The following is a 26008-nucleotide window of genomic DNA, read 5'->3' on the forward strand; positions in this document are numbered from 1 at the left end:
TCATTTGCCCCTGTTCTTCAGCTCTTTTGCTGCCGTATGCAACCTCTGCCTCTGCTCTTGCATTTTTGAGCGGTACTCGCGCAGGTTCATCTTCAACAGTTCAAGCTGCACCTTCTGTTCCTGACTTTTGGAAGTAATGGAGGGGAAGGCATTGAGGAAACGGCGAGACTGCCTGTTGAGCCTTGCCTTGAGTTCTTCACGTTCTTCATCAAGGCGAGTTCGGAGGCGATCCAAGGAGGGGGTACAGCCCTGTTTTGCCAGCACCTCGATCCTCTCCTCAAGTTCCTTCGTCCTAAGCCTGAATTCAGCAAGTTGTTTCTGGAAGGCGGCCATCCTGAAGATACTGGAGGTGGCATCCACTGAGATGATGAACAACAAGCCACTGCTTAGGGGGTGAAGGACACCATCAGGGATATGGGAGACAAAACGGGTAAGGGCTGGATGGATCCAGTAGGTGGCGACCAAGCCCATGAGGCCGAAAAGGGTTGCATTGAGCAGGCATACCCTTCCGTTGATGTTCGCAAAGTGCTTGGAATAGTCCCAGAGCTTGGTGTTGAAGATCTTCTCCAGAAGGTAGCTGGTTACGTACTCAAGGGCGCTGGTCAGGGCCATTGCAACCAGGAACACCACGATCGGGTGGGCATTGAAGAACGATAGGCTCACCACTACGATGAGGGCTCCGAAGCCGTAGATAGGCAGGTAGGGTCCATGGAGGAAGCCCCGGTTCACAAACCTCTTCAAGGGGATGGAACAGTAGAGGACTTCACATACATAGCCGATCATGGCATAGAGAAAAAAATACAGGAAATATTGGTCAAACACCATCAGACCCTCCGTCTCATTCCCAAACTATACCCAATAGAGGTTATGAGGGCAACTGGGAAGTTCGTGCAACTTTCTTTTGTTTCCAATATATCGCATAGATGCCGGCGGTAACCAACGCCAGGGAAATGGGATACTTGACATGCATGATATCCTCCCCCAGCACTAAGGCCGAGAAAAGGGTCCCTGCAATGGGTATGATGAAGGTGAAGACGCTGATCTTGCCCACTGGGTTATATTTGAGCAACTGGGACCAGAGGGTAAAGGCCATGGCTGAAACGAATACAAGATATGCAAGCACAAGGATCCCAGAGAGGGAAACAACGGGAAGGGACCCCCCTCCTCCGAGGCCGATGAGGATGAGGAGCAGACCACCAAGGGTAAGGTTGATCGCAGTAACGGCAAGGGGGCCATCGGTGCGGGTAATCTTCTTGCTGAAGATGGAGCCAAAGGCGAAACAGAGTTGGGAAAGCAGGAGAAACCCCTCACCGTTGAAGGAGAACCTGATGGTACCCTCCCCCAGTGTCGAGATAAAAATCCCAAACACGCAAACCAGGCTTCCTACCACCTTCTGCACCGTAAGCTTGTCGTCCTTGAAGAAGAAATGTGCAAGGACCACTGCATAGCAGGCAGAGACGGAAGAAAATATGGTTGCAGCCGCTCCTGTTGTGTGTGCCACACCGAGATAGGCGAAGAAGTATTGGCCGGTGGTCTGGACCAGGGCAAGGATGAGCACCAACAGGTAATTCTGCCGGTGAACTGTTGCCCAGGTTCTCGAGCTTAGCCTATGGTAGACCAAAAGCAGGACGCCTGAGGAGAAGAATCTGATGCCGGCAAATAGGAGCTTCGAGCTTACGCTCTCCCCTATCGCAAACAGCTGATACCCGATCTTGATCATGGGTAGCGGTGTCGCCCAGAGCAGGTTGCAGAAAATGGCAATGAGGATTGCGAGCCTTGGATTCTCAAACACCGTTCGTTTCACTGGGGGCCATCCTAATAAGCAAAAAAGCGTACCCACGAGGAGTACGCTTTTGACCGGAGAGGGATTTGAACCCCCGACCAGTTGCGTGTAAAGCAACCGCTCTCCCACTGAGCTATCCGGCCGACTTGAAAGAAAGTAGCACGAAGCCAATGGAGGTGTCAACTACGAAGATGATAAATCTACGAAAGATGGCAGATCCATCAGCGTATGCCTGGCTTTCTATCCTATTTCTTTGGATATTCGTTGGTATCCTTGAGCAGCACATCGTGGGACCCTCCCTCAACGATGGAGGTTGAGGATACCAAGGTAAGCTTTGCCTTGCTCTGCAGTTCTGGGATGCTCATGGCACCACAGTTGCACATGGTCGAGCGCATCTTGCTCAGGGATAGCTGCACGTTGTCCTTCAGCGGCCCTGCATAGGGAACAAAGGAGTCTACCCCTTCGACAAACGAGAGCTTGCCATCCCCACCAAGATCATAGCGCTGCCAGTTTCTTGCCCTTGCCGATCCCTCACCCCAATACTCCTTCATGTAGGAGCCCTTGACGTTCACCTTCTCTGTCGGGCTTTCGTCAAAACGGGCAAAGTAACGGCCAAGCATCAGAAAGTCTGCTCCCATGGCGAGGGCAAGGGTCATATGGTAGTCTAGGACAAGGCCACCATCAGAACAGATGGGGATGTAGATCCCGGTCTTCTTGAAGTAGTCGTCCCTGGCCTTCGCCACCTCTATCACAGCTGTTGCCTGGCCACGACCGATTCCTTTTGTCTCCCGTGTTATGCAGATGGATCCGCCACCGATGCCGACCTTGACGAAATCAGCTCCACTCTCTGCAAGGAAGAGAAACCCCTCTGCATCGACGACATTGCCAGCCCCGACCTTTACCCTGTCCCCATAGGTGGAGCGGATCCAGGTGAGGGTTTTCCGTTGCCACTCGGTAAACCCCTCAGAGGAGTCTATGCACAGTACGTCGGCCCCACTGGCTATCAGGGCGGGGACTCGCGTCTGGTAGTCACGGGTGTTGATGCCTGCCCCAACCAGATACCTCTTCTGCTTGTCCAGCACTTCATCCGGGTGTTCCTTGTGGCTCTCATAGTCCTTGCGGAACACAAAGAACTTCAGGCGGTTCTTCTCGTCCACAATGGGAAGGGAGTTGAGCTTGTGTTCCCATATGATGTCGTTTGCCTCGCTGAGGGTAACCCCTTCCCTAGCATATACCAGGCGGGAAAATGGGGTCATGAAGGAGGAGATGGGGGTATCGAGAGCCATCCTGCTAGGGCGCCAGTCCCTGCTGGATACGACTCCCATAAGGACGCCATTTTCGGTGCCATCGTCTGTTATGGCAATGGTATTGTGTCCCAGCCGCTGCTTGAGCTCTATGAGTTCCTTCAGGGTATCGTCGGACCTGAGGTTGGAGTCGCTGGGTACAAACCCCGCCTTGAAAGCCTTTACCCTGGCAACCATGGCACTCTCATCCTCGATGCTCTGCGACCCGAAGATGAAGCTTAGCCCACCTTCACGTGCAAGGGCCCTAGCCATCGCCTCCCCACTGACTGACTGCATGACAGCACTGACCAGGGGAATGTTCAGGCTAAGGGCAGGCTTCTCACCCTTGGCATACTTTACCAACGGGGTGCGCAAGCTTACTTTGGAAGGAATGCAATGTTCATCGGAGTATCCAGGTACCAGAAGGTACTCGCTGAATGTGCGGGAAGGTGCATCAAAAAAATATGCCATACTAAAAGTTCTCCTCTCAGGTTATGGCACTTCATTCTGCACCTTTGTACAGCTTTGTGCAATGCTGATGCAACAAAATTGTGCAGTTTTGTTGCAGGGTTATCCTGCTTTAGATAATTCCATTGAGCAGGGCATTCCAATTGAGGTTTTCGGGCAATGAGTGACCAACCTGGGGTACCCTAAAAAGCAAATCCAGGACAACATCAGCAGCCCCTTCAGCAGGATCAAAAACCGTCTCATGAACCAGAATCAACTCTCCATTCCATTTGTTTCTGATCCAAGAGTCGGTCAGTTCCGTCTTGAACACCTCTGTCAGTGTTTCCCGATAGGGGGATGAGGCAAGAAACCCGCCAATATACAAAGAGCTTGGGTCAAAAATACTCATGGTACAAAACAGGTCTGACAATAGGTTTCGTATACATTCCTTTTGAATTTCGACGTTGGAATCCAGGTTGAGCATCTGGGCTTTGGTAAGGGGTATCTGGCCATTGGAGTCTGTACCCATCAGCAAGCTGGAACGATACTCACCAGAACGTGAGAACGTTCCTCTAAAAAGCTTTCCACGTATCACCACCCCCAAGCCCAGGCCAATGGTGGGAATTTCATCTGGAACCACTTCCTGGCGGTGCATCCTTGATAATAGATAGAAATAGCTATCATAGGAATCATCATTGTTGAACAGATACTTGACTGCACAACAGTTTGCATCATTCTCAAAAATCACAGGAAAAGGGAATTTTGTCAGAAATTGTGCGAAATTTTCAGTATAGAGCCCATGCGTCCAGCACTCATCAATGGTAGTGTTGCCTTCCATTACAATTCCAGGGACAGCAATACATACGCCCAAAAGGGGAACGGATCCAGATTTCTCTTTGGCCATGGCCAGTACTTCCACTACAAGGTCTTCAAATCGAGCTCGGTCTCCAGAAACCAGGTGGCTTCTATAGGGAAATTCTGCCTTAAAAAGTGGAGAGCCCGTAATGTCACTAAGATAGATGCGATACAGTGAACTCAACATCTCAATGCCTACGACCCGTCCAAATTCAGGGTTAAGCTTCATGAGGTTTGCCTTAGGTCCTTTTCTCACACCTGTAGCCTGTCCATCAGACGTAGGGGTCCCTTCCAGAATGGATCCATTCTGTAGCAGGCGTACTATGTTATAGGATACCGTTGAATTCTGGAGCCCCAATTCATGTGCAATATCTACTCTACTTGTAGGGTGTCTTCGTAATAGATTTAGGATCAAAAGAGCGTTTGCCTCTTTCTGATACCGACTGTTTCCGACAATTTTCATATCTTCACACCAATTTCCCCTTTTCTGAAACTGATTGTAGGCTTCTTATCACACACCATATCAGGCCCACAATCTTCGGTAGCATACATATCTACTGTAGTCACCTTGTGGGTATCTGAAGAATACCCACATTCCAGCTAAGGAGCAATCATAATCTGTAATAAGGACAAACCCTTGGCTTGCCGGGATAGTGTTTACCCAGGAATGAAACCAGCCAGATATGCTGAATACTATTCAGATTATCTGGTTGGTTACCGTTTGGCCTCTCCTACAGCAGCACCAGCTCAGCCTCGAACTCCCCGTCCAGGGGGTAGATCGGCCTCTTGAGCTTCCTGTAGGGCAGCCTCTCGAACAGCTCATCGGTGGACCCGGTGGTAAGGGCCATCATCGACCTCCTGGCAATGGAGCGTATCTCAGGCTCCAGATACCCCAGCTTCACCACGATGACCTTCCTCTCCTCAGGAACTACCCCAAGGATTCTCATCATCTCAGGGTCGTAGCAGCCCACATGCTTGCCCGTGACCACCACATCGATACCTTGTACATCCAGCAGGACCAGGTCACTGTTGTATGCACCCTCCCACTTCTCGACGATGGCCTTCACCTCAGCCCTGATGGCTATGCCCTTGCTCTTGAGCGTATCGAACTTGGCGCCAAGGGTGGTCCCTATGGTCTTGCCCACCCCTGCCTCCTTCGCCAGCATCACAACCTCGGGGTCATAGAACCCCTGGTAGACCAACGGTGGAGTAAGGCTGGAAAGAGTCTTGTCCTCCAGGATGAGGGAGAGGAAGGTAGTCACATCCTGGCTCGAGCCGGCTGTGGGGTTGTCCCCGCTGTCGCTGATGACCACTGGGAAAACTCCATCCTCAAGCGACTTCCTGGTCGCCTCCAGTGCATCGGAGGGCATCCTCGTCTCGTTGTAGAAGCCAAACTCCCTGCGCCGGCCCCAGAACAGCTCGCCCATCTCCCTGGCCAGCCTGTCGGCAAGGCCCTGGTCCCCATCGGTGGTGACCACCGCATGCACACCGTTCTCCTCCCCGTCTGCCCAGGGGAAGCCCAGGAGGTAGGAGCAGGAGAGCACATGCTCGGTCCGCTCAATTCTCCTGCACTCCTCTATCAGGCTCCTCATCGGCTCGACCGATGTCTCGCTCTGCTCGCCTGCGATAAGCATCGGGATGCGGCATGCGGCGCTGGTGGGCAGAAAGCCCTCCTCCAGGGCACGGATCATCATCAGGGCCGAATGGATGCCCGTCTCATAGGTATCGGTATGGGGGGCGCACTTGTAGCCGACCATGCCGTCGAGGGAGGAGAACATCCTCCTGGTGAGGGTGGCATGCATGTCCAGGCTGGTGATGATGGGAAGCTTCGGATGGACCAGCCGGATGGATGCAAGCAGGTCCTGCTCCGCCTCCCCGATGCCGTCCACCCTCATCGAGCCGTGTAGGGACAAGCTTATGCCGTCTATTTTTCCTGCCTTTTTTAATGCAGTCAGCAACTCTTCCTTCAGCTCCAGGTAGTACTCCCTGTCCCACACCCCATTGGGCACCGCCCTGGCGATGAGGGAGGGGATGACCTCATACCCTGCACAGGTAAGGGTGGCGATGATGCCGTTGACGGAACTGCGGCCCTTGTTGGCCAGGAGGTCCTCACCCCTGGTGACCCAGATGTCGTCCCTGCCGGTGATGATGGGGTTGAACGTGTCGCTCTCGTGGTGGAGCCCACCCACAAAGACCCTCTTCTTCATAGCGTGCCCCCGATCCTGGTGATGGTTCCGACCCTGTCCGTGTCGGTATGGCTGATGGAGAACTCAGCCTGCCTGAGCATCCCCCCCATGTAGATGTGCTCGGGGCGGTAGGTCATCCTCGACTCGGTGGTGCCGGGAAGGAATACATGGTACTCCTTTGCCTTGACCTTGCTGTCCAGGTAGGCGAAGTTGCGCTCGGTGATGCCGCATCCGGGCATCACGATGATCCTGTCCCCGGCCTGCCTGACCAGGGCCGCAAGGGTCTCGATGCCCTCGATCACCGTGGCCTCGAGCCCGCTGGTGAGCAGGCGGTCGACACCCAGGCCGATGAGGGTCTCCAGGGAGGCCTGTGCATTGGGTGTCATGTCGAAGGCGCGGTGGAAGGTGACCTCCATGGGGCGTGCAAGCTCGATGAGCTGCCTGGTCCTCTCCAGGTCTATCTCCCCCTCGGGGGTGAGGATGCCGAATACCACGCAGTCTGCACCCGCTTCCCTGAACAGGCGGATATCTTCCTTCATCGCCTCGAACTCCAGGTCGGAGTAGCAGAAGTCCCCGCCCCGGGGGCGGATCATGACGCTCATCTTGATGGTGCTGTGCTGCCTGGCAACCTTGAAGGCACCGAGGGAGGGTGTGGTGCCGCCCTCGAACAGGTCGGCGCAGAACTCGACGCGGTCGGCTCCGCCCTTCTCGGCAGCCAGTACGCTCTCTATCGATTCAAGGCAAATTTCAATGGTTACCTTGCCTTGTGCTTTTTCTTGTACAATCATGATGTCCTTATTCCTTCTTTTGTGAGAATAGTGTTATTTCAATCCAAGCAGGCTTGATCAAGTTATTCCTTGATCGCACCCTCACCAAAACCTTTGACGATGGAATTATGTGCAACGAAATAAAATATGAACATGGGAATGGTGGCTATCACCAAGGCTGCGAACTGAAGACCATAATCCTGGTTAAGCCTACCTGCAAAAGAGTTGACAGAAACTGGCAACGAACGCATCGACTCTCCGCCTGTTAGGGTAAAGACCAAAAGGAACTCATTCCAGTTTCCCAAAAAGGACAATACGGAAACCGTAGCCATCACAGGAGTTGAGATCATCAGAATAATCTTGAAGAAGATATACCAATAATTAGCACCATCGATCAGGGCTGCCTCGATGAGTGCATTGGGAATGCCATGGATGAAAGAACTGGCTATAAGGATAGCCATTGGCAAACCGAATGCGATATAGGGAAGGATGACACCCAAGCGGGTATTGTAGAGACCTACACTTGTTTCCATGATGAATAATGGAGTGATAACAGAGTTTACGGTGATCAACAGGCCAAGGGTAAAGGCTCCCATATAGAATTTGCTGCTTCTGAAACCAAACTTAGTTAGTGCAAATCCTGCAGATAGGGAGAACAAAACGGTACACACTGTTGAGAAGCCAGAATAGATGATGCTATTCAGAAAGGCACTCAAAAGATTGCCGTACTCAAAAGCCTTATGGTAGTTTGCAAAGGTTGGCTGTTTTGGCAAGCCCAACGGGAACAGCATTATCTCCCCATTCAGTTTGAAGGATGAGTATAGCATCCAAACAAGGGGTGCCAGGGTTATAAAGGTAAAACATGCGAGGAAGGTGTAGGCGAAAATGGTCCAACTCCCAGAAATCTTTTGTGTTCTTGTGTTTTGTTTCATACTGACCTACTCGTATTTCCTTTGTGCCTTGGCATAGAGGTATCTCACGAACGTGATAAGACCGACACTCAAGAGCACTATGATGATCGACACAGCACTACCGAACCCGTAGTTGTTGTAGGTAAAGGTCTGCTTGTACAGGTAGAGGGCCATCACCGATGTATAGTCAACCGGGCCTCCAGCAGTCATGGCATAGACAAGGTCAAAGCTCTTCAGGCTCCCGCTGATAGCCAATACAGAGCAGGTGAAGATTACATTTGACAGGGAAGGCAGAACGATACGGGTGATGATGGTCGATTCCTTGGCCCCATCCAATGTTGCCGCCTCAAAGATACTTTCGGGTATCCGTTGCAGGTTTGCAAGAAAAATGACCATGTAGAGGCTGGTATGCTGCCATAGAAGGACGACCAGGATGGGTATCATCGCAAAGGTCTTGTTTTCAAAAATTTTGACAACATAGTCAGGGTTATGCGTTATCGTACGGATCAGTTCGGTATAAATTCCTACTGGCGAGAATACCCTATTCCAAAGAAGGGCCACCACTACAGAACTTATCGTAATAGGCAGAAAAATCATCATCTCGAAAAATTTTGAATGCTTGACCCATTGGCGATAGATCAGGTACGCGAGCATAATCCCCAGAGGAATCTGACCAAGCACGGAAATCAACATGATTTGAATGTTGTGCCACATGGCGGTTTGGAAGGATGGATCGGCAATAATTGCCAGATAATTGTCGAACCCTACAAACCCCACCATTTTGAAATGCTTCCATTTAGTAAAGGAGAGCCCTAGACTCATGAAAATAGGATAGATGATGATAAGCGTGTAAATAAGAAGAGCGGGTAACAACAAAGAGATATACGCGCGGTGTTTGCCCCTTTCCTGGATCATGAATCGTCCCTCCTGAGTATAATTTGGGTGCGGAAAACGGTTAGGATTTCCGCACCTTTTCGGTCAGTGACCTATAAACGGTTCAGGTCGTTTGCTGCGACAAATTTCTCATATTTCGTGGCAATGGCTTTCGGTTCGCCATTACCCAGCATCATGGCTTGGATATCTTCATTAAGCATGTTGACACCTTCGCCTCCCATGATGGCATCAAAGACATAGCCCATCCCATATTCACTCTGGAACTTGGCAAATTTGCTTTGCATGGTATCCATTTTGATCTTGTTCAAGTCGAGGTTATAGGTAGGGACCTCACCATATTCAGCACGGATGGCTGCCCCAATCGGGCCACTGTAATACTCGATGAATTTCCATGCCGCATCGGCCTTTGCAGTGCCTTTCAAGGATGCACTGATCCCAAAACCCTCACTAACTGTTGCAGTTGATGTGTTATGGGTTACTTCGCCGGAAATTGCTGGGAACACGTGCATGGAGATGCTTTCCTTCAGATCGACGGGGAGGTCGGAGTCCATGGCACTAGTTCTCCATCCGGCATCGATGAGATATACACTCTTGCCCTGATAGAACTCCTGGTCAGCCTCTGGATTTGACATCTGGTTGACACCTGGAGAGAACATGCCTTTCTTGGTCATCTCCTGGATAATTTCCAACGAACGTACGAAAGGTTGGTCAGTAAAGGAAGCTCCCTTTCCTTGAGCTGCTTGCATGAACCACTGGGGACCACCAAGGCGGTCGACAAGAAGGCTCAATATCCATGAATTCATTACCCAAGGATCTTTGTTTCCCAAAGAAGCTACATAGTACCCTGCTGAGCGGATCACAGGAATCTGGGTCAGCCATTCATCATAGGTCTTGGGAAATGTTAGCCCTAACTGAGCAAGAAGCTTGTCGTTGCTGTAGACAACATGACAAACTGCAAGCGATGGAGGTACCATCCAAATCTCCCCATTCTTACCCTGTGGTGCCCAAGTCGCAGAAGAATACCCCTTTTTGAAATCTTCAGTCAGGTATTCTTTAGCAAGGTCGAGAGCCAGACCAGCCTCGGTTACATAGGCTGTCCTAGCTCCACCATAGCAGGTAAAGACATCCGGCATCTGCTTGCTGGCTGCCATAGCCTGAAACTTCTGGTGAAAAGCTTCACCTGAGGCATGTTCGGTCTCGATTACAATGTTAGGGTACTCTTTTGCAAAACTTGCCATGATGGCATTGTGTCCTGCGTACTGGGAATCAGCTGGTTCGACCTGCATGTAGGCACGAAGGTGGATTTTCCCATCTGCTGCAGCCGCTTCCTTATTGCCAGCGGAAAAGACCATTACACTGCCCAAAACGACAAGTGCAACCACTAAAGCGATAGTTCGTTTCATAAAAAAACCTCCAAAGTTTTATTTCATTCACTGAAATAATTATTAGATTGGCTTTGTGGTTCTGTCAATATATTTTTTTTGAAAGTTGCAACTCTCTCCTAAACCCTACCGCCTACACTCAATAATGCAGTTCTCCCCTCCCTCGAGCTTCAGCAAGAGAGCCTCCTCACTCACCAAGACATCACCACTCTTGGATCCTGTGACCGTTTTCGCCTGCAACATCATGTTGGGAATCCGTACCGTATGGGCATCCTCTCGTTTGTTCAGCACAGCAAGGAGGGCACTACTGTGGTCATATCTGGCAAACACCAGGCTCTGCTCATCAGAGTAGAGAACCTTGCATGCCCCTGCACTGAGCAGTTGGGCATAGGTACTTCGAAGCGCACCCAGGCTTGTATAGAGCGAATAGAAGCGGTCGTCCCACTCCTTCCTCTCCCACTTCATGGGGTAGCGTGAAGCCTCAACCGACCCGTAGGGGCCTTCAAGGCCGATCTCATCACCATAGTAGAGACAGCTCATCCCTGGCAGCAGGTACATCAGCATGATACATCCACTGTAGACAGAGAAGTTGAACAGGGTTGGGTTTGCATGGAGGCGCGTCGTATCGTGGCTATCGATCAGGTTCATCTGCATCGGCCACATCTGGGCAGGAAGGCCTGAAAGCTGGCTTTCCAGGGCCTGGGCAAGCTCGAGGCCTGTATAGGCCCGGGTTGGCTGTGGGTCATGGCCCCACCCCTCTGAAAGGAATCGGTCACTCTCCCCCATCCAGGATCGCAAAGGTCGGCTACAACCAAGGTAGTTCATGCTCCCGTCCCACATGTCCCCCTGCAGGAAGGGGGAGGCATCAAGCCAATCCTCGCCGACAAGGTAGGCATGCTCATTCTCTTCCTTTACTGCAGTGCGAACTTCGCGCCATATCTCCTCACAGAACTGGTCCTTGCCCCTTCTGCCCACCTCAGGGGCCACATCGAGCCTCCAACCATCCTGGAGGAATGGGTCCTTGAGGAACTTGCGCAAAACAGAGTGTTCACCCCTGTAGATGATATCGCGTAGACGAGGGCTTGAGTAGTTTAGCTGCGGCAGGGTCGGCACATCATTCCAGCAGGCAACACTGCCGTCTTCATTGAAATAATAGAACGAGGCCTCCTCACTGCCCCTATCCCTCTGGGCAGCAAGCAACCAGGGGTGTTCCGTCCCCGTGTGGTTGATGGAAATATCGACAATGATCCGTATGCCATGTTCATGCAGGCTCCTACACAAGGAGAGAAAGGCTTCGTCACCTCCGAGCTTCTCATCGATATGGAAGAAATCACAGCAGTCATAGCGGTGTGTCGTCCGGGAGACACCGATGGGGTTGAGGTAGAGCACATTGACCCCCAGGGCCTTGAAGTGCGGGATAGCATCCTCAATGCCCTTCAGATCCCCGTTGAAGAAATCAAGGCACCTTCCCTCTGCAAAAGAGAGTGGCTTCTCATGGAAAGACAAGCTTTGCACCGCAGCTCCATCGAAGGAGTAGGCTCCAGGGGTAGCTCCAACGCCTGTGTCTCCCTCCCTGAACCTGTCTGGGAATATCTGGTAGCAGGTCGATCCCCCCACCCAGGAGACAGGCACAAGGTCAGGCTTCAGGGAAAAGCTATCCCTAAGGGAGGGTACCGAGGCAGTCACGCCCAAAAGGGAGTAGTAATAGGCCCGGTCGGGGGCAAGGAGGACGAAATACCAACGAAGTAATTCATCAGGCATCTCTAACGAAGCGCTGTATATCTTCCGTTTGCCAAGCTGCTCGACTGTGCATGCCTGGGGGTGTTCACTTCCTCGGTAAAAGGAAAACAACAGCACCTCAGTTACCCTATCGTGCAGGCCGACCTGTATGCGTATCTCCACTTGTTGACCGGTTTTTGGGTAGAGCGGTTCTACATAGAGTTGGCTTACCGAGCTGTCTACTGAATATTTCCAAATATCATCCATAGGGCCTCCAGGCAGGGGTAAAGAGCAAATATATTGATAAAAGATAAAGGTTGACTGGTTTAGAAAACCGGTTTAGTATAAGTATATACCAAGCTGGTGGCCTTATCAAGCAAAACCACAGCATTGGCAAACCATGTTCAAAGCTTTCAAAAACACAAGGAGAATTGTATGAAAAAAAGTTTGGTCGTTCTTCTGGTCGTCCTATTGGCACTCTCAGCATCCCTGTTCGCTCAGGGCACCTCAGAAGCCAGCAAGGGCTACGACATCTATGTCTACAACTCAAAGGGAGAGAATGCCACCCAGTTTGCAGCCATGTGCGCTGCCTATGAGGCAGAAACCGGCGTGAAGGTCAAGAACTTCTCGATCGGCAGTGGACAGGACCATATGGAGACCCTGCGCTCTGAGATGAACAGCCGGAACAAGCCGACCGTCTTCTCCATCCAGGGAATCAAGGAATTGGCAGAGTGGAGCCAGGGCGGGTTCGCCCTTGACCTCAACACAGTCACAACAGGCGACTTCGGCAAGATGGTAAGTGCCATTCCCCAGTCCCTGAGGCTGACCAATGATGGCAAGACCAGCTATGGCGTCCCCTACAACGTAGAAGGCTACGGCTATATCGTTGACCGCGGCATCCTCGCTGAACTGTTTGGCCCTTCCAATGTCGATGCAGTAACTGCTGACATCAAGAGCGCAACCTATCCTGAGTGGGAAGCCCTGGTAAAAGCACTTGACGCATGGATAACCTCAGCAAAGGCCACCACCGTCACCCTCAGTGGCAAAACCTATACCCTCGCCTCTTCCAAGGGAAGCCTCACCTCCAACCTCAATGGGGTATTCGCCGTCATGGGTGCCGAGAAATGGACCTATGGGGACCATTTCATCAACGTAGCCCTCAATGCCGTATTTACCAACGAGCTTGATGCAAACAAGGCTGATGCAGCGAAAGTACAGAGTGCAAAGGGTGCTCTGCTTGCATACGCAAAGGCCCTCGACCTCAAGACCAGTTACCTTGCTGGCCTCAAGGGCAAGGCAGTTCGTGGACAGGACTTCGTCTCCAGCGCCAACTTTGGCTATGACCAGGTCGTCCAGATCTTCGCAGACAACAAGGCAATTTTCTTCAAGCAGGGCAACTGGGCATTTGGTAACATCGCAGGGGTCAATGCAGAGCAGGCCCAGAGACTGGAGTTCCTTCCTGTGAAGATGCCTTTCCAGAATCAAGACATCAAGCGCAATGACGGGATGACCGTCGCAATGCTCAACAGCTCAATTCCTGTGTTCGTACCAAACTTCTATGCGGTAAACGCAATGGCAAGCAAGGCCGAACAGCAGAAAGCCTTCGATTTCCTCTACTGGATGAACAACAGCAAGACAGGAAAGAAGTTCATCACCGAGGATTTTGCCTTCATCCCCTACAATGCAGACCCCAAGACCACGACTGTTCCCAACAGCCTTGGCAACTCGATCATCGGCTACATTGCTAGCGGACACATCATCGGGGCTCCTTACAACGGCTCACCTGCTTCCTGGAGCGGGGATACCGTCGGCCTCAGGGTCATGGAGAACTACCTGACCAAGAAGACCTGGACCAATGATGACTATTCGGCCATCGCTGACTATGCAATCCAGAAGTGGATTGAGATGAAATAAGGATCAGGGGCCGGCAAGTCCGGCCCCACGTTTCCAGGAGTATTGCATGAACATCTACAAGAAATGGTTTTGGCCGCTGGTCATGCCGTCGTTGCTCCTCTTCGCCATGGTAATCCTCTACCCCTTCATCATGGGCATGGTCAACTCCTTTTTGGCCTGGAGGGGAACCTATTACTTTGACCCGGAAACGGGAACCCGGGCCACCAACATGGCAAACTCCTTTGTTGGGCTTGACAACTACAAGGAAGCCTTCAGGGACAAGCGCTTTGTAAGCTCACTTGTCTATACCGTCAAGTACACCTTCATAGCTGTCATCATGGTCAACGTAGCTGCCCTTGCCCTTGCCCTGATGGTTACCAAGATTACCAGGAGCTCAGGCCTCTACCGGACCATCTTCTTTCTTCCCAACATGCTTGGGGGGCTGGCTTTGGGATTCATCTGGCAATTCATATTCCAGATCATCTTTACCGACATGCTCTTCAGCCCTGATGCACTGCACATCCCCTTTTTCCGCTACATGACCCAGGACTCGACCAAGGCACTCTTTGCCCTTGCACTCCTCAATACCTGGCAGTATGCCGGCTACATGATGATCATCTACGTTGCTGGGCTCAACAACATCAGCAGTGACTACTATGAGGCTGCAAGCATCGACGGATCCTCCTACTGGCACTCTTTCTTCAAGATAACCATCCCCATGCTCATGCCTTCCTTTACCATTGTATTTTTCATGACCTTGGCAAACAGCTTCAAGCTGCTGGACCAGAACGTGGCACTCACCGACGGTGAGTTCGGTACCCGCATGCTTGCAATGCAGATCCTCAGGACCATCAAGGACACCTCACCACCCAACTATGGCAAGGCCCAGGCGCAGGCGGTCATCTTCTTTGTCCTGGTTGCAGTCATCACCTTGACACAGGTCGCCATCACCAAGAAAAAAGAACTGGAGATGTAACATGAAAGAACTGTCTATGGTCACCTCCATGAACGAAAGCTATTTCCTCAAAAAGAAAATTCAGAAGGTAGTGCTCTACATCGTGTTGAGCCTCATCGCCCTCTATACCCTTGCACCCCTATGGCTCTTGTTGGTCAACTCCTTCAAGGACCAGGCCCAGATCATCGCCTCTCCTCTGGGCCTGCCTGCAAACGTTTCCCTCGCCTACATCACCAAGGCAGCAGGTGAGATTCACTTCCTCAAGGCCCTGCTGACCACCTCTGTCATCACAAGCCTTTCGGTTTTGCTCATTGTGGTGGTGAGTAGCCTAGCCGCCTGGATGATGGTCCGCAACAAGGGCCGTGCAAGCCAGCTGGTATTCATGCTCTTTGTCGCTGCGATGCTCATACCCTTCCAGGCTGTCATGTACCCACTCATTCAGTTCTTCGATGACATCAGGCTCAAGAGCGCCGGTGGCCTCATCCTCATGTATGGGGGCTTCGGCCTCTCCATGTCAGTGTTCCTCTACCACGGGTTTGTCAAAGGGGTCCCCAAGGGGGTGGAGGAGGCAGCAACCATCGATGGGTGTTCCATAGCCCAGATGTACCTGCATGTGGTGATGCCCCTGCTCAAATCCATTACGGTTACCGTAATCGTACTCAACTCCATGTGGATCTGGAATGACTACCTCCTGCCCTTCCTCGTGATAGGAAACAGCAGTACCAAGACTCTGGTCCTGGAGCTCTACTTTGCACGAATCACCGCAGGCCAGTTTGGCAACCCCTGGCAGCTGATATTTCCAGCCGTGCTCATCTCCATCATCCCGATCATCATCGTCTATCTCTTCTTGCAGAAGTTCATCGTAAAGGGGATCAGCGATGGTGCCATCAAGAGCTAGGCCGTGAATAGATTCAACACAAGGCTTTCCCTCAGGAAACAGGAGCTCCTTGCCCTTTGGGGAAAGCTCTATAAGGACAAGGATATTGAGAGCCTCTATGCCCTTCTGCAGCAGAAGGCTGCCGAACGTGATGCACATCTGAAGCGGCTTGACCAAAAAAGAATCGACGAACCGCTGTGGTATGCTTCTTCGGCAATGAGCGGACAGATGCTCTATGTCGACAAGTTCAACCAGAGTTTTTCAGGGTTGGAGGAAAAGCTTGGATATCTGGAGAAGCTACAGGTTCGCTACCTGCATTTGATGCCCTGTCTCAAGATGCCCTTCACTGACAATGATGGGGGGTATGCAGTCGAGGATTTCAAGCAGTTTGACCCTCGCCTGGGCGATACAGCTTCATTCATATCCCTGGCAACAAGTTGCAGGAAGAGGAATATCAGCCTCTGCATGGATTTTGTCCTCAATCACTGCTCCGATACCCATGAGTGGGCACAAAGGGCGAAACAGGGCGAACAAGAGTACAGGCAGAGGTTCTTCTTTACCAGGGATACGGCTGAGGTCGATGCCTATGAGGCAACAACCTCTGAGGTATTTCCCCAACAGGCACCTGGCAACTTCACCTATCTGGCGGAGAGTGGTGAGTATGTCATGACCACCTTCAACAGGTTCCAGTGGGACCTCAACTATGCAAACAGTGAGGTATTGCTGGCCATGCTTGATGCCATGTTGACCCTGGCAAACTATGGGGTGGAGGTGTTCCGCTTCGATGCCATCCCCTATATATGGAAACGGTGGGGAACCAGCAACCGCAACCTTCCTGAGGTGCATCTTCTGGTGAGGATATTTCGCCTTGCCCTTGAGATAGTGGCCCCCCTATGCATCATCAAAGGGGAAGTGGTCATGGCCCCAAGGGAGGTTGCCCCCTACTTTGGTACCGAGCAGGCACCTGAGTGCCACCTGCTCTACAATGTCTCCTTGATGGTCCAGATGTGGAACTCCCTTGCAACCCGCGATACCCGGCTTTTGCAACGTTGCCTATCAGACCTTCCCACAGAAATCCCCTCTTCGGCCTGTTGGGTAAACTATCTGCGCTGCCACGATGACATTGGCTGGGGAATTGAGGACGAGCAGCTGCGCAGCCTCGGTTTCTCACCCTATGAGCACAAGAGGTTCCTTATCAGGTTCTTCCAGGGCACCTTTCCCGGCTCCTTTTCACGGGGGGAGCTGTACGAGTACAACGAAAAGACCCATGATGCAAGAAACTGCGGGACAGCGGCATCCCTATGCGGACTACAGAGAGCGACCGAAGAGAGGGACAGCTACCAGCAAGAGTTGGCCATCAAGCGGCTAATGCTCGCCCATAGCTTCATCTACTTTTGCAAAGGGCTGCCGGTGCTCTACAGCGGCGATGAAGTGGCCACCCTAAACGACTATGGCTACCACAAGGACCCGATCCTTGCTAAGGATAGCCGAAACCTCCACCGGCCAGCCTTTGATTGGGAAAGCACAAAACCTGGCAAGGATACCGCCTCTTCCATTATATTCAACACCCTGCAAAATGTGATACGATACCGCTCACAAGAAACTGATTTCCGGTGCGATTCACCAGAACAGGTTTTCTCGTCCTCGGACATTTCTGTCCTGGCCCTCAAACGGGGGAAAGAGCACCTCGTCCTGGCCAATTTCAGTGAATACCAGAAGTCTGTCCTTTGGGGAGAGCAAATCACGGGCAGGTACCGCGAGATGTTTTCCGACAGAAAACTAACCCTTGGAAATGAGCCTTTCATTCTAGGACCCTACCAATATCTTCTACTCAAAAGGATGTAAGCATGGACCAGCCACACACACCAGGAAAACGACCGACTATCAAGGATATCGCCCGAGAGAGTGGCTACTCAAAAACAGCTGTCTCCTTCGCATTCAACGAACCGTCGAGGATCAGTGCCAAGGCACGGCAGACCATCCTGGAAACGGCGGAACGGCTCGGCTACATCCCCGACCCGATGGCCCGAAACTTTTCCCTGCGTAGGCACCTGAGCATTGGGTTCCTGCTTCCCCAGATCATCCACTACTCGATGCGAAACCCCTACACCCTGCAGGTAATCCAGGGCATAGGCAGTGTCTGCCAGAAATATGGCTACACCCTCACCCTCATTCCCCCACTCAATGAGTCCATCACCGATGCGGTACGGACTGCTGCCGTGGATGGGCTCATCACCATGGGCATGCAGGTAGGCATGGATATCGTCAGTGTCATGAAAAACCGCAAGCTCCCCTTTGTCACGATAGACGGAACACCTTCTGAGGATATGCCTTCGGTCAATATTGCCGATGAGATGGCAGCCTACCAGGTGATGCAGATGGTACTCAAGAAAGGCCATCGAACCATTACCATCGTGAGCTTGAGTGAAGATGCCTTTGATTCGGATGAATTTGAGGCGAGTGTACCCAAGCGAAGGAAGCGAGGGTATGAGAAGGCACTCAAGGAGTATGGCCTGAGCCTCTATGACCTCCAGGGCAGCGTTACCCAGATGGTAAGCGAATGTACCCTTGAGGATGGAAAGCATACAGGTCATCTCATTTCCAAGCAGAAGGAGAGGCCTACCTGCGTCATTACCATGAGCGATATCGTTGCCATCGGGTGCATCCTCTATTTCAAGGACCATGGCATAGGGGTGCCGGAAGAGATATCGGTAGTCGGTTTCGACAACATTGTGGAGAGCCAGTTCATCACCCCAACCCTCACCACGGTAGACCAGCCGGCAGGGGATAAGGGGTATTTGGCAGCTGAAGCTCTGTTTAGGATGATCAATGGGGAGGAACTGGGTTCAACACACATGGAAATTCCCTTCAGTATCGTCGAACGGCAATCACTGTGTGAGGTGAGGAAGATATGAATACTGATCTCAGGCGTTATTGTGGGATTCTCCTCCACCCTACCAGTCTTGGGGGAAAGTTTGGCATCGGGGACCTTGGGCCCAAGGCGTATGCCTTTGTCGACTCCCTGAAGAGGGCCAATGTCAGGCTCTGGCAGGTCCTACCTCTTGGACCTACAGGGTACGGGAACTCACCCTACGCATCCCGATCCACCTTTGCAGGAAACGAACTGCTGCTCTCGCTGAAGCTGCTTGCAAAGGATGGGTATCTTACCAAGGAGGAGATTGCATCCCCTCCCCCTTTCCCTACCGACCATGTCGACTACTCCATGGTCGATGCATGGAAGATGCCACTTCTGAAAAAAGCGGCAAAGAACTTCCTCAAGACAGAACAGACAGATGCATCCTACAAGGATTTCTGTACAAAGAACCAGTTTTGGCTCGATGACTATGCCCTCTTCATGATCCTGTACGAGCGCTACAAGGATGCCCGATGGTTCAGTGTCTGGAATAGGGAGGATGGCTTCTACACAAAGGAGATGGTTGCAAGGCTTGCGAAGCAGTATTCCAAGCAGATGGAACTATGGAAAGCGTTGCAGTTTTTCTTTGAAACGCAGTGGCAAAACCTGAAAAGCTATGCAAATGCAAATTCAGTCTCCATCGTTGGGGACATACCCATCTTCGTGGCTGCCGATTCGGTCGACACCTGGAGCAACATCCACCTGTTCAAAACTGACGAGAGCGGCCACTACACCGGTGTCAGCGGAGTCCCACCAGATTGCTTTTGTGCAACAGGGCAACTGTGGGGAAATCCTGTGTACGACTGGGCTGCCATGAAAAAGGACAACTACCAGTGGTGGATCGAGAGGATGAAGGCGTTGCTGCACCAGTGCGACATCCTTCGCATCGACCATTTCCGGGGATTCGAGTCCTACTGGGAGGTTCCCTATGGGAACACGACAGCGGAACATGGGTCATGGGTAAAGGCACCTGGAAGCGATTTCTTCAAGGAGGTCCGAAAACAGCTTGGGGACCTTCCCATCCTTGCAGAGGATCTGGGCTTCATGACAGCCGAGGTAGAACAGCTACGCGATGAGAACAACTTCCCTGGCATGCGCATATGCCAGTTCGGGTTTTCCCGGGACACAGCGGACTGGCCAAATCCCTTTGATACGTTCCTGCCACACAACTACCCCTACCCCTGCGTGGCCTATACGGGTACCCACGACAACGATACGGTGCGTGGATGGTTCGAAAGCCTGACCGACCATGACCGGAAGATGGTACTGGAATATCTTGGCTGCACAACCAAGGATGTAGTATGGGCCATGATAAGGGCAGTGGTTTCAAGCTATGCCAAGTATGCAATCTTCCCCATGCAGGACATCCTGGACCTCAATTCCAAGGCAAGGATGAATACCCCTTCCACCTGTGGTTCGCACAACTGGGCGTGGAGGATCGACGAGAGGCTCGAAGTCGATGCAAGCCTGGGAAAGCTGGAAAGGCTCATTGCTCTTTTCGGAAGAAGTGGGAACCTGGCTGAGGAAGAGGAACTTGCACATCTGCTAGCACAGACTGCAAGGACAAGGAAGGGAGAGTCCTCCTTCTAGGGGCGAAAGGCGCTATCCATGCTGTGGTGTTCAGGTAGCGGAAAAGGTAAAAGTTACGGTACCGACGTAGGTGCCCGCAACGGCTTTGTTATAGGAGTTTGGAGTAACCTTGAGGATTATCGGCCAGGATAAGGCGGTAAGGCCCGTGATATTTGTTTTGGTCACTACCGTTTTGCTGGCTATCACCTTTGCATTGTTTGTCGTAACCTTAATACCATTGCATGTAACGGAATAGTTAATGTAGGCAGTTTTTCCACTCTCGGTGCTTTCCATGGCAGTAGCCGTCATGGCTACAGAATAGCCGGAGCGTTTGTTGGATATGGTCGTAAGGTAGGCTTGAAAGGAGGTTTGATTCCCTCCTGCCAAAACCTCATAGGTCGTCAGGTCACCGGAATCATTGAATGCAACAAGAGTATCTTCTGTGACGGCAGAGGAAGAGACCTTCATCAACCCCACCTCATTCACCATGGACGATATGGTAAAATCCTCAGTGGCTGAGAAGAGCTGAAAAGAGGTAAGTAGTATTGCTATCACAAACGCTATACCATGTTTTCTCATCAGAAGCCCTCTGGTCCAGTACAAGATTTTGTTGGCTGTTTTCCTCAGCCCCCTTTATAGTATGGCAATCGTGCAGGTATGTCAATTCTTTCGACAATATCACAGGTTTTTTACTTAAAACAATTATTTAGTTTTTTAAATACTTTATATATAGTTAATTACTAATTATATTATCAACAATACTTATGACATAGCAATCATTTTCTTGCACTATGAATACTATTTTGTGCATATTTTTTTGATTTCTCTGACTTTGGGAAAAAAACTAGACCCTGAAGGGGTGCATTATATGGTGGACAGAATGCAGGGAGGCCATGAGCCAAAAGCAGTTGCAGAAAAACAGATGTTTTTAGGGTGCATACTGAAGAAAACTACCGAAACACTACTGATGAGGAAAAAATGATTGGGGCCAACGCAACAGGAGGTTGCATTGGCCCTTGTATCAGACGTTTCCAGGGAAACGTGGTGCCCTCTTATGCTAGGGCGGAAACCATCTCAGCCAATACAGCCTCTGGAGCGAGGGATGCATCGACATCGACAAGCAGCTTAGCATTGCGGTAGAAGGCGATCAGGGGTTCTGTCTGCTTGAGGTAGACATCAAGGCGGTGTGCGATCGCCTCAGGCTTGTCGTCGTCACGCTGGATGAGGGCCTCACCGGTCTCATCGTCCACGCCTTCTCTCTTCGGAGGGTCGAACACCAGGTGGTAGGTCCTGCCGGTGGACTTGCAGACCCTGCGCCCTGACAGCCTTTTGATGATCTGCTCCCGGTCAAGCTCAAAATTGACCACAGCATCAAGCTTTGTCATCGAGTTCAATGCCTCTGCCTGAGCAATCGTCCGGGGAAATCCATCAAGGATGAACCCCTTTTTGGCATCAGCTTCAGCAAGCCTCTGCTCCACCATGGCAATGGTGATGGTGTCAGGGACAAGATCGCCACTTGCAAGGATTGCCTTGACCTGCTTGCCCAAGGTTGTCTCCCCTTTGATATGGTTACGGAACAGATCCCCTGTTGAAATGTGAGGGATATCAAAATGTTTTTTCGCCTGGGACGCTATAGTCCCTTTTCCGGCTCCTGGAGGGCCGAGAAACACAAGATTCATAGTTCACCTCGTTAGAGAAAGATGCATAGACAATACCATACTATCATTTTTTTGTCCCTAGCTAAAGATAATTAATGATCTATTGTTTCATTTTAGCAAATTACATACATAGGGCATCCTATTGGGGATATGGTACTTTCCCATACTTGCAACAGCGTCCCTCAGCACTTCCATCCTCTTGTTTCGCCCCTCCCTATCATCAACATTGAAAGCCAGAAAACCCTCCTTTTTGGGGTTACCCAGCTCTTCGGCCAATACCAGAGGGATTGGCCAAAAAGGCTGGCAGTCCTCACCCTTTCGGCTATATCGACCCATATGCTCTCCCTGAACATAGGCCAACATTGCACAAAAGGGGTCCCCTCAGGCTCAGTTACAGGTTGACATTCCTTGTACAAAGCTTCAGGTTGGGGTAAAATCGGCAAAGATACAGGAGAATATACCCAATGAACAAAATTGTGCTGCATGCAACAGACCTTGATGGATACCTTAAGGATAGTGACAAGGAAAAGATTGCCCATGTTGATGAATTGTATAAGACTTCCCTTGGCTACTGTGCCGTGCTGGAGAGTGCAACGGACCTCATGCAGCTTGAAGCGGCCCGAAAAGGCCTGGTAGAGAGTGCCAAGGAGATAGGCTCCTATCTCAAGGAAGTCTTTGCCGAAGAACCAAATATCCACGTCTACTCCTTCGAGACACCAAAGCAGCAGCATGGACAGGCATCCCGCCTCATCGCAAAGCTTAGGGACCCAAGTACCGACCACGAGGAGTTCCTCTACTTTATCCAGCGTGCCTACGAGATGCTTTTCTCCCACGTATATGCAGATGCTGCCCTTCCCAACAAGAGAAGCATCATCACCAAGACACCTGTAACCAGCCCAGTCAGAAATTATGCGGTACACAGGATTCCAGATGTAGACTCCCTCATCCAGAACAGCGTCATGTGCGTCATGCTCCGTGGAGCCCTGCTTCCCAGCATGATCCTGAGCAAGGAGATCCAGGAGTACTCCTCCGACGACTTCGTAACACCCTTTGCCCTGTTCAAGATCAAGAGGGATGACACCAAGAAAGAGGCAAACATGGACTACATCCTCGATCTTGACAAATCCTACTTCAAGCTTGAGGAACTCGATGGCAAGGACCTGATCTTCGCCGATCCCATGAATGCCACCGGCGGCTCGCTTGTGACCATTGTCAAATATCTGACCGACAACAACATCAAACCCAAATCGGTAAAGTTCATCAACGTCATCAGTGCCCTGAAGGGTTCGTTGAGGATCTGTAGGGCGATTGAAGGGGCCGAGGTCTACACCCTCTGGATGGATCCTGTGCTCAACGATGCAGCCTATATCCTACCCGGCCTTGGCGATGCAGGTGACAGGCTCAACGGCAAGGATGCGGAGGACAACCCAAGGAACATGATCCAGCTGCTTGCAGACTATGGATCCTCGATCACCAACCTCTATCGCTCCCAGGTCAAGGAGATAGAGAGGACGGTACTCCATTCGTGAAACGCCTGATCCTCACCCTTTTTCTCTCTCTTCTCTTGTTGGGCTCCTGTTCAACAACCGTGGCGAAGAGGGAGAAAAGCCTGGTTTTGCAAACTGAGGCTATCGGAATGCTGCAAGGCCGTTCCTATGAAGGGGCGGTCTCAAAGCTGAAACAGGCCCTTGTGCTTGAACCGAACAGTGAGGAGGCCAGGTACAATCTCCTGCTCGCACTCTTGGCAGCCGAATCCTATGATGAGGCAATTGTCCTAAGCGATGGCTCATCCCTCCTGTTTCCCGCAAACCTGAACTTTTCCTTGGCCAAGGCCTATGCCCTACGGAAGATGGGAAAGGTTGAGCAGGCTTTCACCCTCTACCAGGAAATAGTCGACAAGGACAAGGCAAACTACAGCCTGCAAGCCAAGCTGATGGAGCTTTCCCTGGAAGAGGGAGTTGTCAAGTTTGCTAAGGAGAGGGCACTCTATCTGATTTCTGTACACCAGGAGGAGGCAAGGGCCTTTACCGTCCTGGCAACTCTGGAAGGTGAAGAGAGCTGGTATGCCCTGGCAAGGGACCTCATGAAGGAAGCTTCAACACAAGGCCAAGAACAGCGCCCGACACAATCCAGATAAGCGGATGGACCTTCTTGAATTTCATCGCCAGCAAGAACAGGCCTACAAAGAGTGCTGCCTCCACATACCGTATATCGGTATGGTTGAGTAGGGTTACCGCAAACACCTTGGAGCCTGCAAAGATGATCAGGCCAATTACGGCAGCCCTCAGGCCGTAGAAGGCATCACGAACAAACGGGTTCTTATCAAACTGGCTCAAAAACCGTGCAATGATGCAGATGATGATGACACTGGGGGTAACTTCCCCGATAGTGGCTATGAGGCCGCCCAATGGACCAGCTGTGAGGTAGCCGGCATAGGTTGCCATATTGATGCCGATGGGTCCTGGGGTCGATTCACTGATGGCTATCATGTCCACGATATTCTTGGCAGAAAACCAGGTGGGTTGCGCCTCAGCCAACGAGTAGATGAACGGTAGGGTCGCAAGCCCACCTCCAATGGAGAACAGCCCGATCTTGAAGAACTCAAAGAATAGTTGGAAGAGTACCATCACCCGTTCCTCCTCTTGAATTTCTTCATCCCAAGGCCAAAGAGGATGCCCACAACCACAAACAAGATGGGGGTGATGTGCAAAAAGATGGTCCCGACCACTGTTACGCCACAGAGGACCAACGTAGGGATGTCGACAATGCTTTTCTTGTAGAGGGTTACGACCGATTGCGCTATGAGAGCACAGACTGCAACACGAATACCCCCAAAGGCCCTCTGCACCCAAACATTTCCCTCAAATTGGGTAAGGATCGAGGCTAGCAGGGTAATGAGCACCAACGAGGGTGTCACCTCCCCAAGGGTAGCGACGATACTGCCCATTACCCCACGCTGCCTGTATCCGATCATGGAGGCTGTGTTGATGGCTATGATGCCGGGGGTACACTGCCCAATGGCATAGATGTCCAAAAGGTCCTCTTCCGTCACCCACTTGCGTTTTTCGATGACCTCCCTCTGCAGCATGGGCAGCATAGCCAGCCCACCTCCAAAGGTGAGGCCTCCGACCTTCAGGAAAGAGACATAGAGCTGCCAGAGCGTTGTTTTTTCAGTTTCCATCGATCAGCCCTTCAGGAACTTGTCCATCTCCAGGCGTACCAGGGCATCACAACGCTCATTGCCCTCTATCCCAGCATGACCTTTTACCCATTTCCATTCGACGGGGAGCTTGTTGTTCAGTTCATCCAGGGCGATCCAGTACTCCTGGTTCTTGACTGGGTCTTTGGAAGCTGTTCGCCAACCATTGCGTTTCCAGTTCTTGACCCAAAGGGTAATCCCGTTCTTGACATACTGGCTGTCGGTGTGGATCACCACCTTCTCAGGTTGATAGGGAATACAGGTTTTCAGGGCCTCTATAACAGCTGTCAGCTCCATCCTGTTGTTGGTGGTAGCAGGGGATCCCCCACTACACTCTTTTTCAAACACCTCATCAGCCTTGAGGGTAAAGGCCCAGCCGCCGGGACCAGGGTTGCCGCTGCAACCTCCATCTGAATAGATCTCAATATGGTTGTACTTCATAGGAGCGATAGTATAGCAGAGCAAAAACTAGGTCAACCAGAATCACTTGACAGCTTTTGAGTACAACCGTACGATAAGATTTGCTGATGCCAAGGGAAAGGGGTACACTCCCCTGCGGTCCCGCCACTGTAATGGCTGGGAATCTGTATCATGACACTGCCAAAAGCGGGAAGTCACAGGTTCCGGGTAAGCCTTAGCCAGGAGACCTGACTCAGCAACAGTTACGTAAAGCCTACGGAGTATAGGCTTGGGTATGGTTCATGCCCATTATTCCA

General features: G+C 51.5%; 24 protein-coding genes, 1 tRNA gene and 1 riboswitch. Of the genes, 9 read left to right on the forward strand and 16 right to left on the reverse strand.

The window, feature by feature from the left end; all coding sequences use genetic code 11:
• The 11 genes from ROJ03_RS03410 to ROJ03_RS03460 form a co-directional block, all read right to left on the reverse strand.
• Window positions 1-825, reverse strand: a complete 825-nt coding sequence (locus ROJ03_RS03410; RefSeq protein ID WP_313725584.1) for a putative ABC transporter permease — start codon at window positions 823-825, stop codon at window positions 1-3.
• 40 nt (window positions 826-865) lie between these two features.
• Window positions 866-1804: a DMT family transporter gene (locus tag ROJ03_RS03415; protein WP_313725585.1), complete on the reverse strand. Its 939-nt coding sequence runs from the start codon at window positions 1802-1804 to the stop codon at window positions 866-868.
• Between the two features lie 50 nt (window positions 1805-1854).
• Window positions 1855-1926 (reverse strand) — tRNA-Val (locus ROJ03_RS03420).
• Window positions 1927-2028: 102 nt separating this feature from the next.
• The gene (locus ROJ03_RS03425; protein WP_313725586.1) at window positions 2029-3537 is read right to left on the reverse strand and encodes an IMP dehydrogenase; all 1509 of its coding nucleotides are present in this window, start codon (window positions 3535-3537) and stop codon (window positions 2029-2031) included.
• 109 nt (window positions 3538-3646) lie between these two features.
• Window positions 3647-4624, reverse strand: a complete 978-nt coding sequence (locus ROJ03_RS03430; RefSeq protein WP_313725587.1) for an ROK family protein — start codon at window positions 4622-4624, stop codon at window positions 3647-3649.
• Between the two features lie 475 nt (window positions 4625-5099).
• Window positions 5100-6575 carry a M81 family metallopeptidase gene (locus ROJ03_RS03435; RefSeq protein ID WP_313725588.1) on the reverse strand — a complete coding sequence of 492 codons (1476 nt, stop codon included), beginning with the start codon at window positions 6573-6575 and terminating at the stop codon, window positions 5100-5102.
• Window positions 6572-7342 carry a copper homeostasis protein CutC gene (locus tag ROJ03_RS03440; RefSeq protein ID WP_313725589.1) on the reverse strand — a complete coding sequence of 257 codons (771 nt, stop codon included), beginning with the start codon at window positions 7340-7342 and terminating at the stop codon, window positions 6572-6574. The genes ROJ03_RS03435 and ROJ03_RS03440 overlap by 4 nt, the downstream gene beginning before the upstream one ends.
• 62 nt (window positions 7343-7404) lie before the next feature.
• On the reverse strand, window positions 7405-8253 hold the full coding sequence (locus ROJ03_RS03445) for a carbohydrate ABC transporter permease (RefSeq protein WP_313725590.1): 849 nt from the start codon (window positions 8251-8253) through the stop codon (window positions 7405-7407).
• Window positions 8254-8259: 6 nt separating this feature from the next.
• Entirely contained in the window at window positions 8260-9147 is an 888-nt protein-coding gene (locus ROJ03_RS03450) for a sugar ABC transporter permease (RefSeq protein ID WP_313725591.1), read from the reverse strand.
• Between the two features lie 71 nt (window positions 9148-9218).
• Complete coding sequence (locus tag ROJ03_RS03455; RefSeq protein WP_313725592.1) at window positions 9219-10529, reverse strand: extracellular solute-binding protein; 1311 nt, start codon at window positions 10527-10529, stop codon at window positions 9219-9221.
• Between the two features lie 105 nt (window positions 10530-10634).
• Window positions 10635-12494 carry a glycoside hydrolase family 13 protein gene (locus ROJ03_RS03460; protein ID WP_313725593.1) on the reverse strand — a complete coding sequence of 620 codons (1860 nt, stop codon included), beginning with the start codon at window positions 12492-12494 and terminating at the stop codon, window positions 10635-10637.
• A gap of 168 nt (window positions 12495-12662) precedes the next feature.
• On the opposite strand from ROJ03_RS03460, the gene ROJ03_RS03465 reads away from it, so the two are divergent.
• The 6 genes from ROJ03_RS03465 to malQ are packed head-to-tail and all read left to right on the forward strand — an operon-like array spanning window position 12663 to window position 20456.
• Entirely contained in the window at window positions 12663-14141 is a 1479-nt protein-coding gene (locus ROJ03_RS03465; RefSeq protein ID WP_313725594.1) for a hypothetical protein, read from the forward strand.
• Between the two features lie 46 nt (window positions 14142-14187).
• Entirely contained in the window at window positions 14188-15096 is a 909-nt protein-coding gene (locus ROJ03_RS03470; protein WP_313725595.1) for a sugar ABC transporter permease, read from the forward strand.
• 1 nt (window position 15097) lies between these two features.
• The gene (locus ROJ03_RS03475; protein ID WP_313725596.1) at window positions 15098-15973 is read left to right on the forward strand and encodes a carbohydrate ABC transporter permease; all 876 of its coding nucleotides are present in this window, start codon (window positions 15098-15100) and stop codon (window positions 15971-15973) included.
• A 3-nt stretch (window positions 15974-15976) separates the two neighbouring features.
• On the forward strand, window positions 15977-17797 hold the full coding sequence (locus ROJ03_RS03480; RefSeq protein WP_313725597.1) for an alpha-amylase family glycosyl hydrolase: 1821 nt from the start codon (window positions 15977-15979) through the stop codon (window positions 17795-17797).
• 2 nt (window positions 17798-17799) lie between these two features.
• Entirely contained in the window at window positions 17800-18867 is a 1068-nt protein-coding gene (locus tag ROJ03_RS03485; protein WP_313725598.1) for a LacI family DNA-binding transcriptional regulator, read from the forward strand.
• The gene (gene malQ / locus ROJ03_RS03490) at window positions 18864-20456 is read left to right on the forward strand and encodes a 4-alpha-glucanotransferase (protein WP_313725599.1); all 1593 of its coding nucleotides are present in this window, start codon (window positions 18864-18866) and stop codon (window positions 20454-20456) included. Before ROJ03_RS03485 ends, malQ begins: the two co-directional genes overlap by 4 nt.
• 30 nt (window positions 20457-20486) lie before the next feature.
• On the opposite strand, the gene ROJ03_RS03495 is transcribed toward malQ, so the two are convergent.
• Together ROJ03_RS03495 and ROJ03_RS03500 are read right to left on the reverse strand one after the other, a co-directional pair.
• On the reverse strand, window positions 20487-21014 hold the full coding sequence (locus tag ROJ03_RS03495) for a hypothetical protein (RefSeq protein ID WP_313725600.1): 528 nt from the start codon (window positions 21012-21014) through the stop codon (window positions 20487-20489).
• Between the two features lie 473 nt (window positions 21015-21487).
• Entirely contained in the window at window positions 21488-22114 is a 627-nt protein-coding gene (locus ROJ03_RS03500; RefSeq protein WP_313725601.1) for an adenylate kinase, read from the reverse strand.
• A gap of 129 nt (window positions 22115-22243) precedes the next feature.
• Between ROJ03_RS03500 and ROJ03_RS03505 the strand changes: the two genes are divergently transcribed.
• From ROJ03_RS03505 to ROJ03_RS03515, 3 genes are all read left to right on the forward strand, one after another.
• Window positions 22244-22495 carry a hypothetical protein gene (locus ROJ03_RS03505; protein ID WP_313725602.1) on the forward strand — a complete coding sequence of 84 codons (252 nt, stop codon included), beginning with the start codon at window positions 22244-22246 and terminating at the stop codon, window positions 22493-22495.
• A 62-nt stretch (window positions 22496-22557) separates the two neighbouring features.
• On the forward strand, window positions 22558-23622 hold the full coding sequence (locus ROJ03_RS03510; protein ID WP_313725603.1) for a uracil phosphoribosyltransferase: 1065 nt from the start codon (window positions 22558-22560) through the stop codon (window positions 23620-23622).
• On the forward strand, window positions 23619-24230 hold the full coding sequence (locus ROJ03_RS03515; protein WP_313725604.1) for a hypothetical protein: 612 nt from the start codon (window positions 23619-23621) through the stop codon (window positions 24228-24230). Before ROJ03_RS03510 ends, ROJ03_RS03515 begins: the two co-directional genes overlap by 4 nt.
• On the opposite strand, the gene ROJ03_RS03520 is transcribed toward ROJ03_RS03515, so the two are convergent.
• From ROJ03_RS03520 to rnhA, 3 genes are read right to left on the reverse strand one after another with little or no spacing between them, the layout of a single operon-like run.
• On the reverse strand, window positions 24175-24720 hold the full coding sequence (locus ROJ03_RS03520) for a chromate transporter (protein ID WP_313725605.1): 546 nt from the start codon (window positions 24718-24720) through the stop codon (window positions 24175-24177). The genes ROJ03_RS03515 and ROJ03_RS03520 overlap by 56 nt on opposite strands.
• Entirely contained in the window at window positions 24720-25274 is a 555-nt protein-coding gene (locus ROJ03_RS03525; RefSeq protein ID WP_313725606.1) for a chromate transporter, read from the reverse strand. The genes ROJ03_RS03520 and ROJ03_RS03525 overlap by 1 nt, the downstream gene beginning before the upstream one ends.
• A 3-nt stretch (window positions 25275-25277) precedes the next feature.
• Complete coding sequence (gene rnhA, locus ROJ03_RS03530) at window positions 25278-25733, reverse strand: ribonuclease HI (protein ID WP_313725607.1); 456 nt, start codon at window positions 25731-25733, stop codon at window positions 25278-25280.
• Between the two features lie 42 nt (window positions 25734-25775).
• Window positions 25776-25962, forward strand: a riboswitch (cobalamin riboswitch).
• The last annotated feature ends 46 nt before the right edge of the window (window positions 25963-26008 follow it).

Source organism: Sphaerochaeta sp. PS, from assembly GCF_032144095.1.
GTDB lineage: Bacteria > Spirochaetota > Spirochaetia > Sphaerochaetales > Sphaerochaetaceae > Sphaerochaeta.

Coding starts and splice junctions, on each gene's coding strand:
- ROJ03_RS03410 (WP_313725584.1), bottom strand. CDS start 825: ATGGTGTTTGACCAATATTTCCTGTATTTTTTTCTCTATGCCATGATC.
- ROJ03_RS03425 (WP_313725586.1), bottom strand. CDS start 3,537: ATGGCATATTTTTTTGATGCACCTTCCCGCACATTCAGCGAGTACCTT.
- ROJ03_RS03435 (WP_313725588.1), bottom strand. CDS start 6,575: ATGAAGAAGAGGGTCTTTGTGGGTGGGCTCCACCACGAGAGCGACACG.
- ROJ03_RS03440 (WP_313725589.1), bottom strand. CDS start 7,342: ATGATTGTACAAGAAAAAGCACAAGGCAAGGTAACCATTGAAATTTGC.
- ROJ03_RS03445 (WP_313725590.1), bottom strand. CDS start 8,253: ATGAAACAAAACACAAGAACACAAAAGATTTCTGGGAGTTGGACCATT.
- ROJ03_RS03450 (WP_313725591.1), bottom strand. CDS start 9,147: ATGATCCAGGAAAGGGGCAAACACCGCGCGTATATCTCTTTGTTGTTA.
- ROJ03_RS03455 (WP_313725592.1), bottom strand. CDS start 10,529: ATGAAACGAACTATCGCTTTAGTGGTTGCACTTGTCGTTTTGGGCAGT.
- ROJ03_RS03460 (WP_313725593.1), bottom strand. CDS start 12,494: ATGGATGATATTTGGAAATATTCAGTAGACAGCTCGGTAAGCCAACTC.
- ROJ03_RS03465 (WP_313725594.1), top strand. CDS start 12,663: ATGAAAAAAAGTTTGGTCGTTCTTCTGGTCGTCCTATTGGCACTCTCA.
- ROJ03_RS03470 (WP_313725595.1), top strand. CDS start 14,188: ATGAACATCTACAAGAAATGGTTTTGGCCGCTGGTCATGCCGTCGTTG.
- ROJ03_RS03475 (WP_313725596.1), top strand. CDS start 15,098: ATGAAAGAACTGTCTATGGTCACCTCCATGAACGAAAGCTATTTCCTC.
- ROJ03_RS03485 (WP_313725598.1), top strand. CDS start 17,800: ATGGACCAGCCACACACACCAGGAAAACGACCGACTATCAAGGATATC.
- malQ (WP_313725599.1), top strand. CDS start 18,864: ATGAATACTGATCTCAGGCGTTATTGTGGGATTCTCCTCCACCCTACC.
- ROJ03_RS03495 (WP_313725600.1), bottom strand. CDS start 21,014: ATGAGAAAACATGGTATAGCGTTTGTGATAGCAATACTACTTACCTCT.
- ROJ03_RS03500 (WP_313725601.1), bottom strand. CDS start 22,114: ATGAATCTTGTGTTTCTCGGCCCTCCAGGAGCCGGAAAAGGGACTATA.
- ROJ03_RS03505 (WP_313725602.1), top strand. CDS start 22,244: ATGGTACTTTCCCATACTTGCAACAGCGTCCCTCAGCACTTCCATCCT.
- ROJ03_RS03510 (WP_313725603.1), top strand. CDS start 22,558: ATGAACAAAATTGTGCTGCATGCAACAGACCTTGATGGATACCTTAAG.
- ROJ03_RS03520 (WP_313725605.1), bottom strand. CDS start 24,720: ATGGTACTCTTCCAACTATTCTTTGAGTTCTTCAAGATCGGGCTGTTC.
- ROJ03_RS03525 (WP_313725606.1), bottom strand. CDS start 25,274: ATGGAAACTGAAAAAACAACGCTCTGGCAGCTCTATGTCTCTTTCCTG.
- rnhA (WP_313725607.1), bottom strand. CDS start 25,733: ATGAAGTACAACCATATTGAGATCTATTCAGATGGAGGTTGCAGCGGC.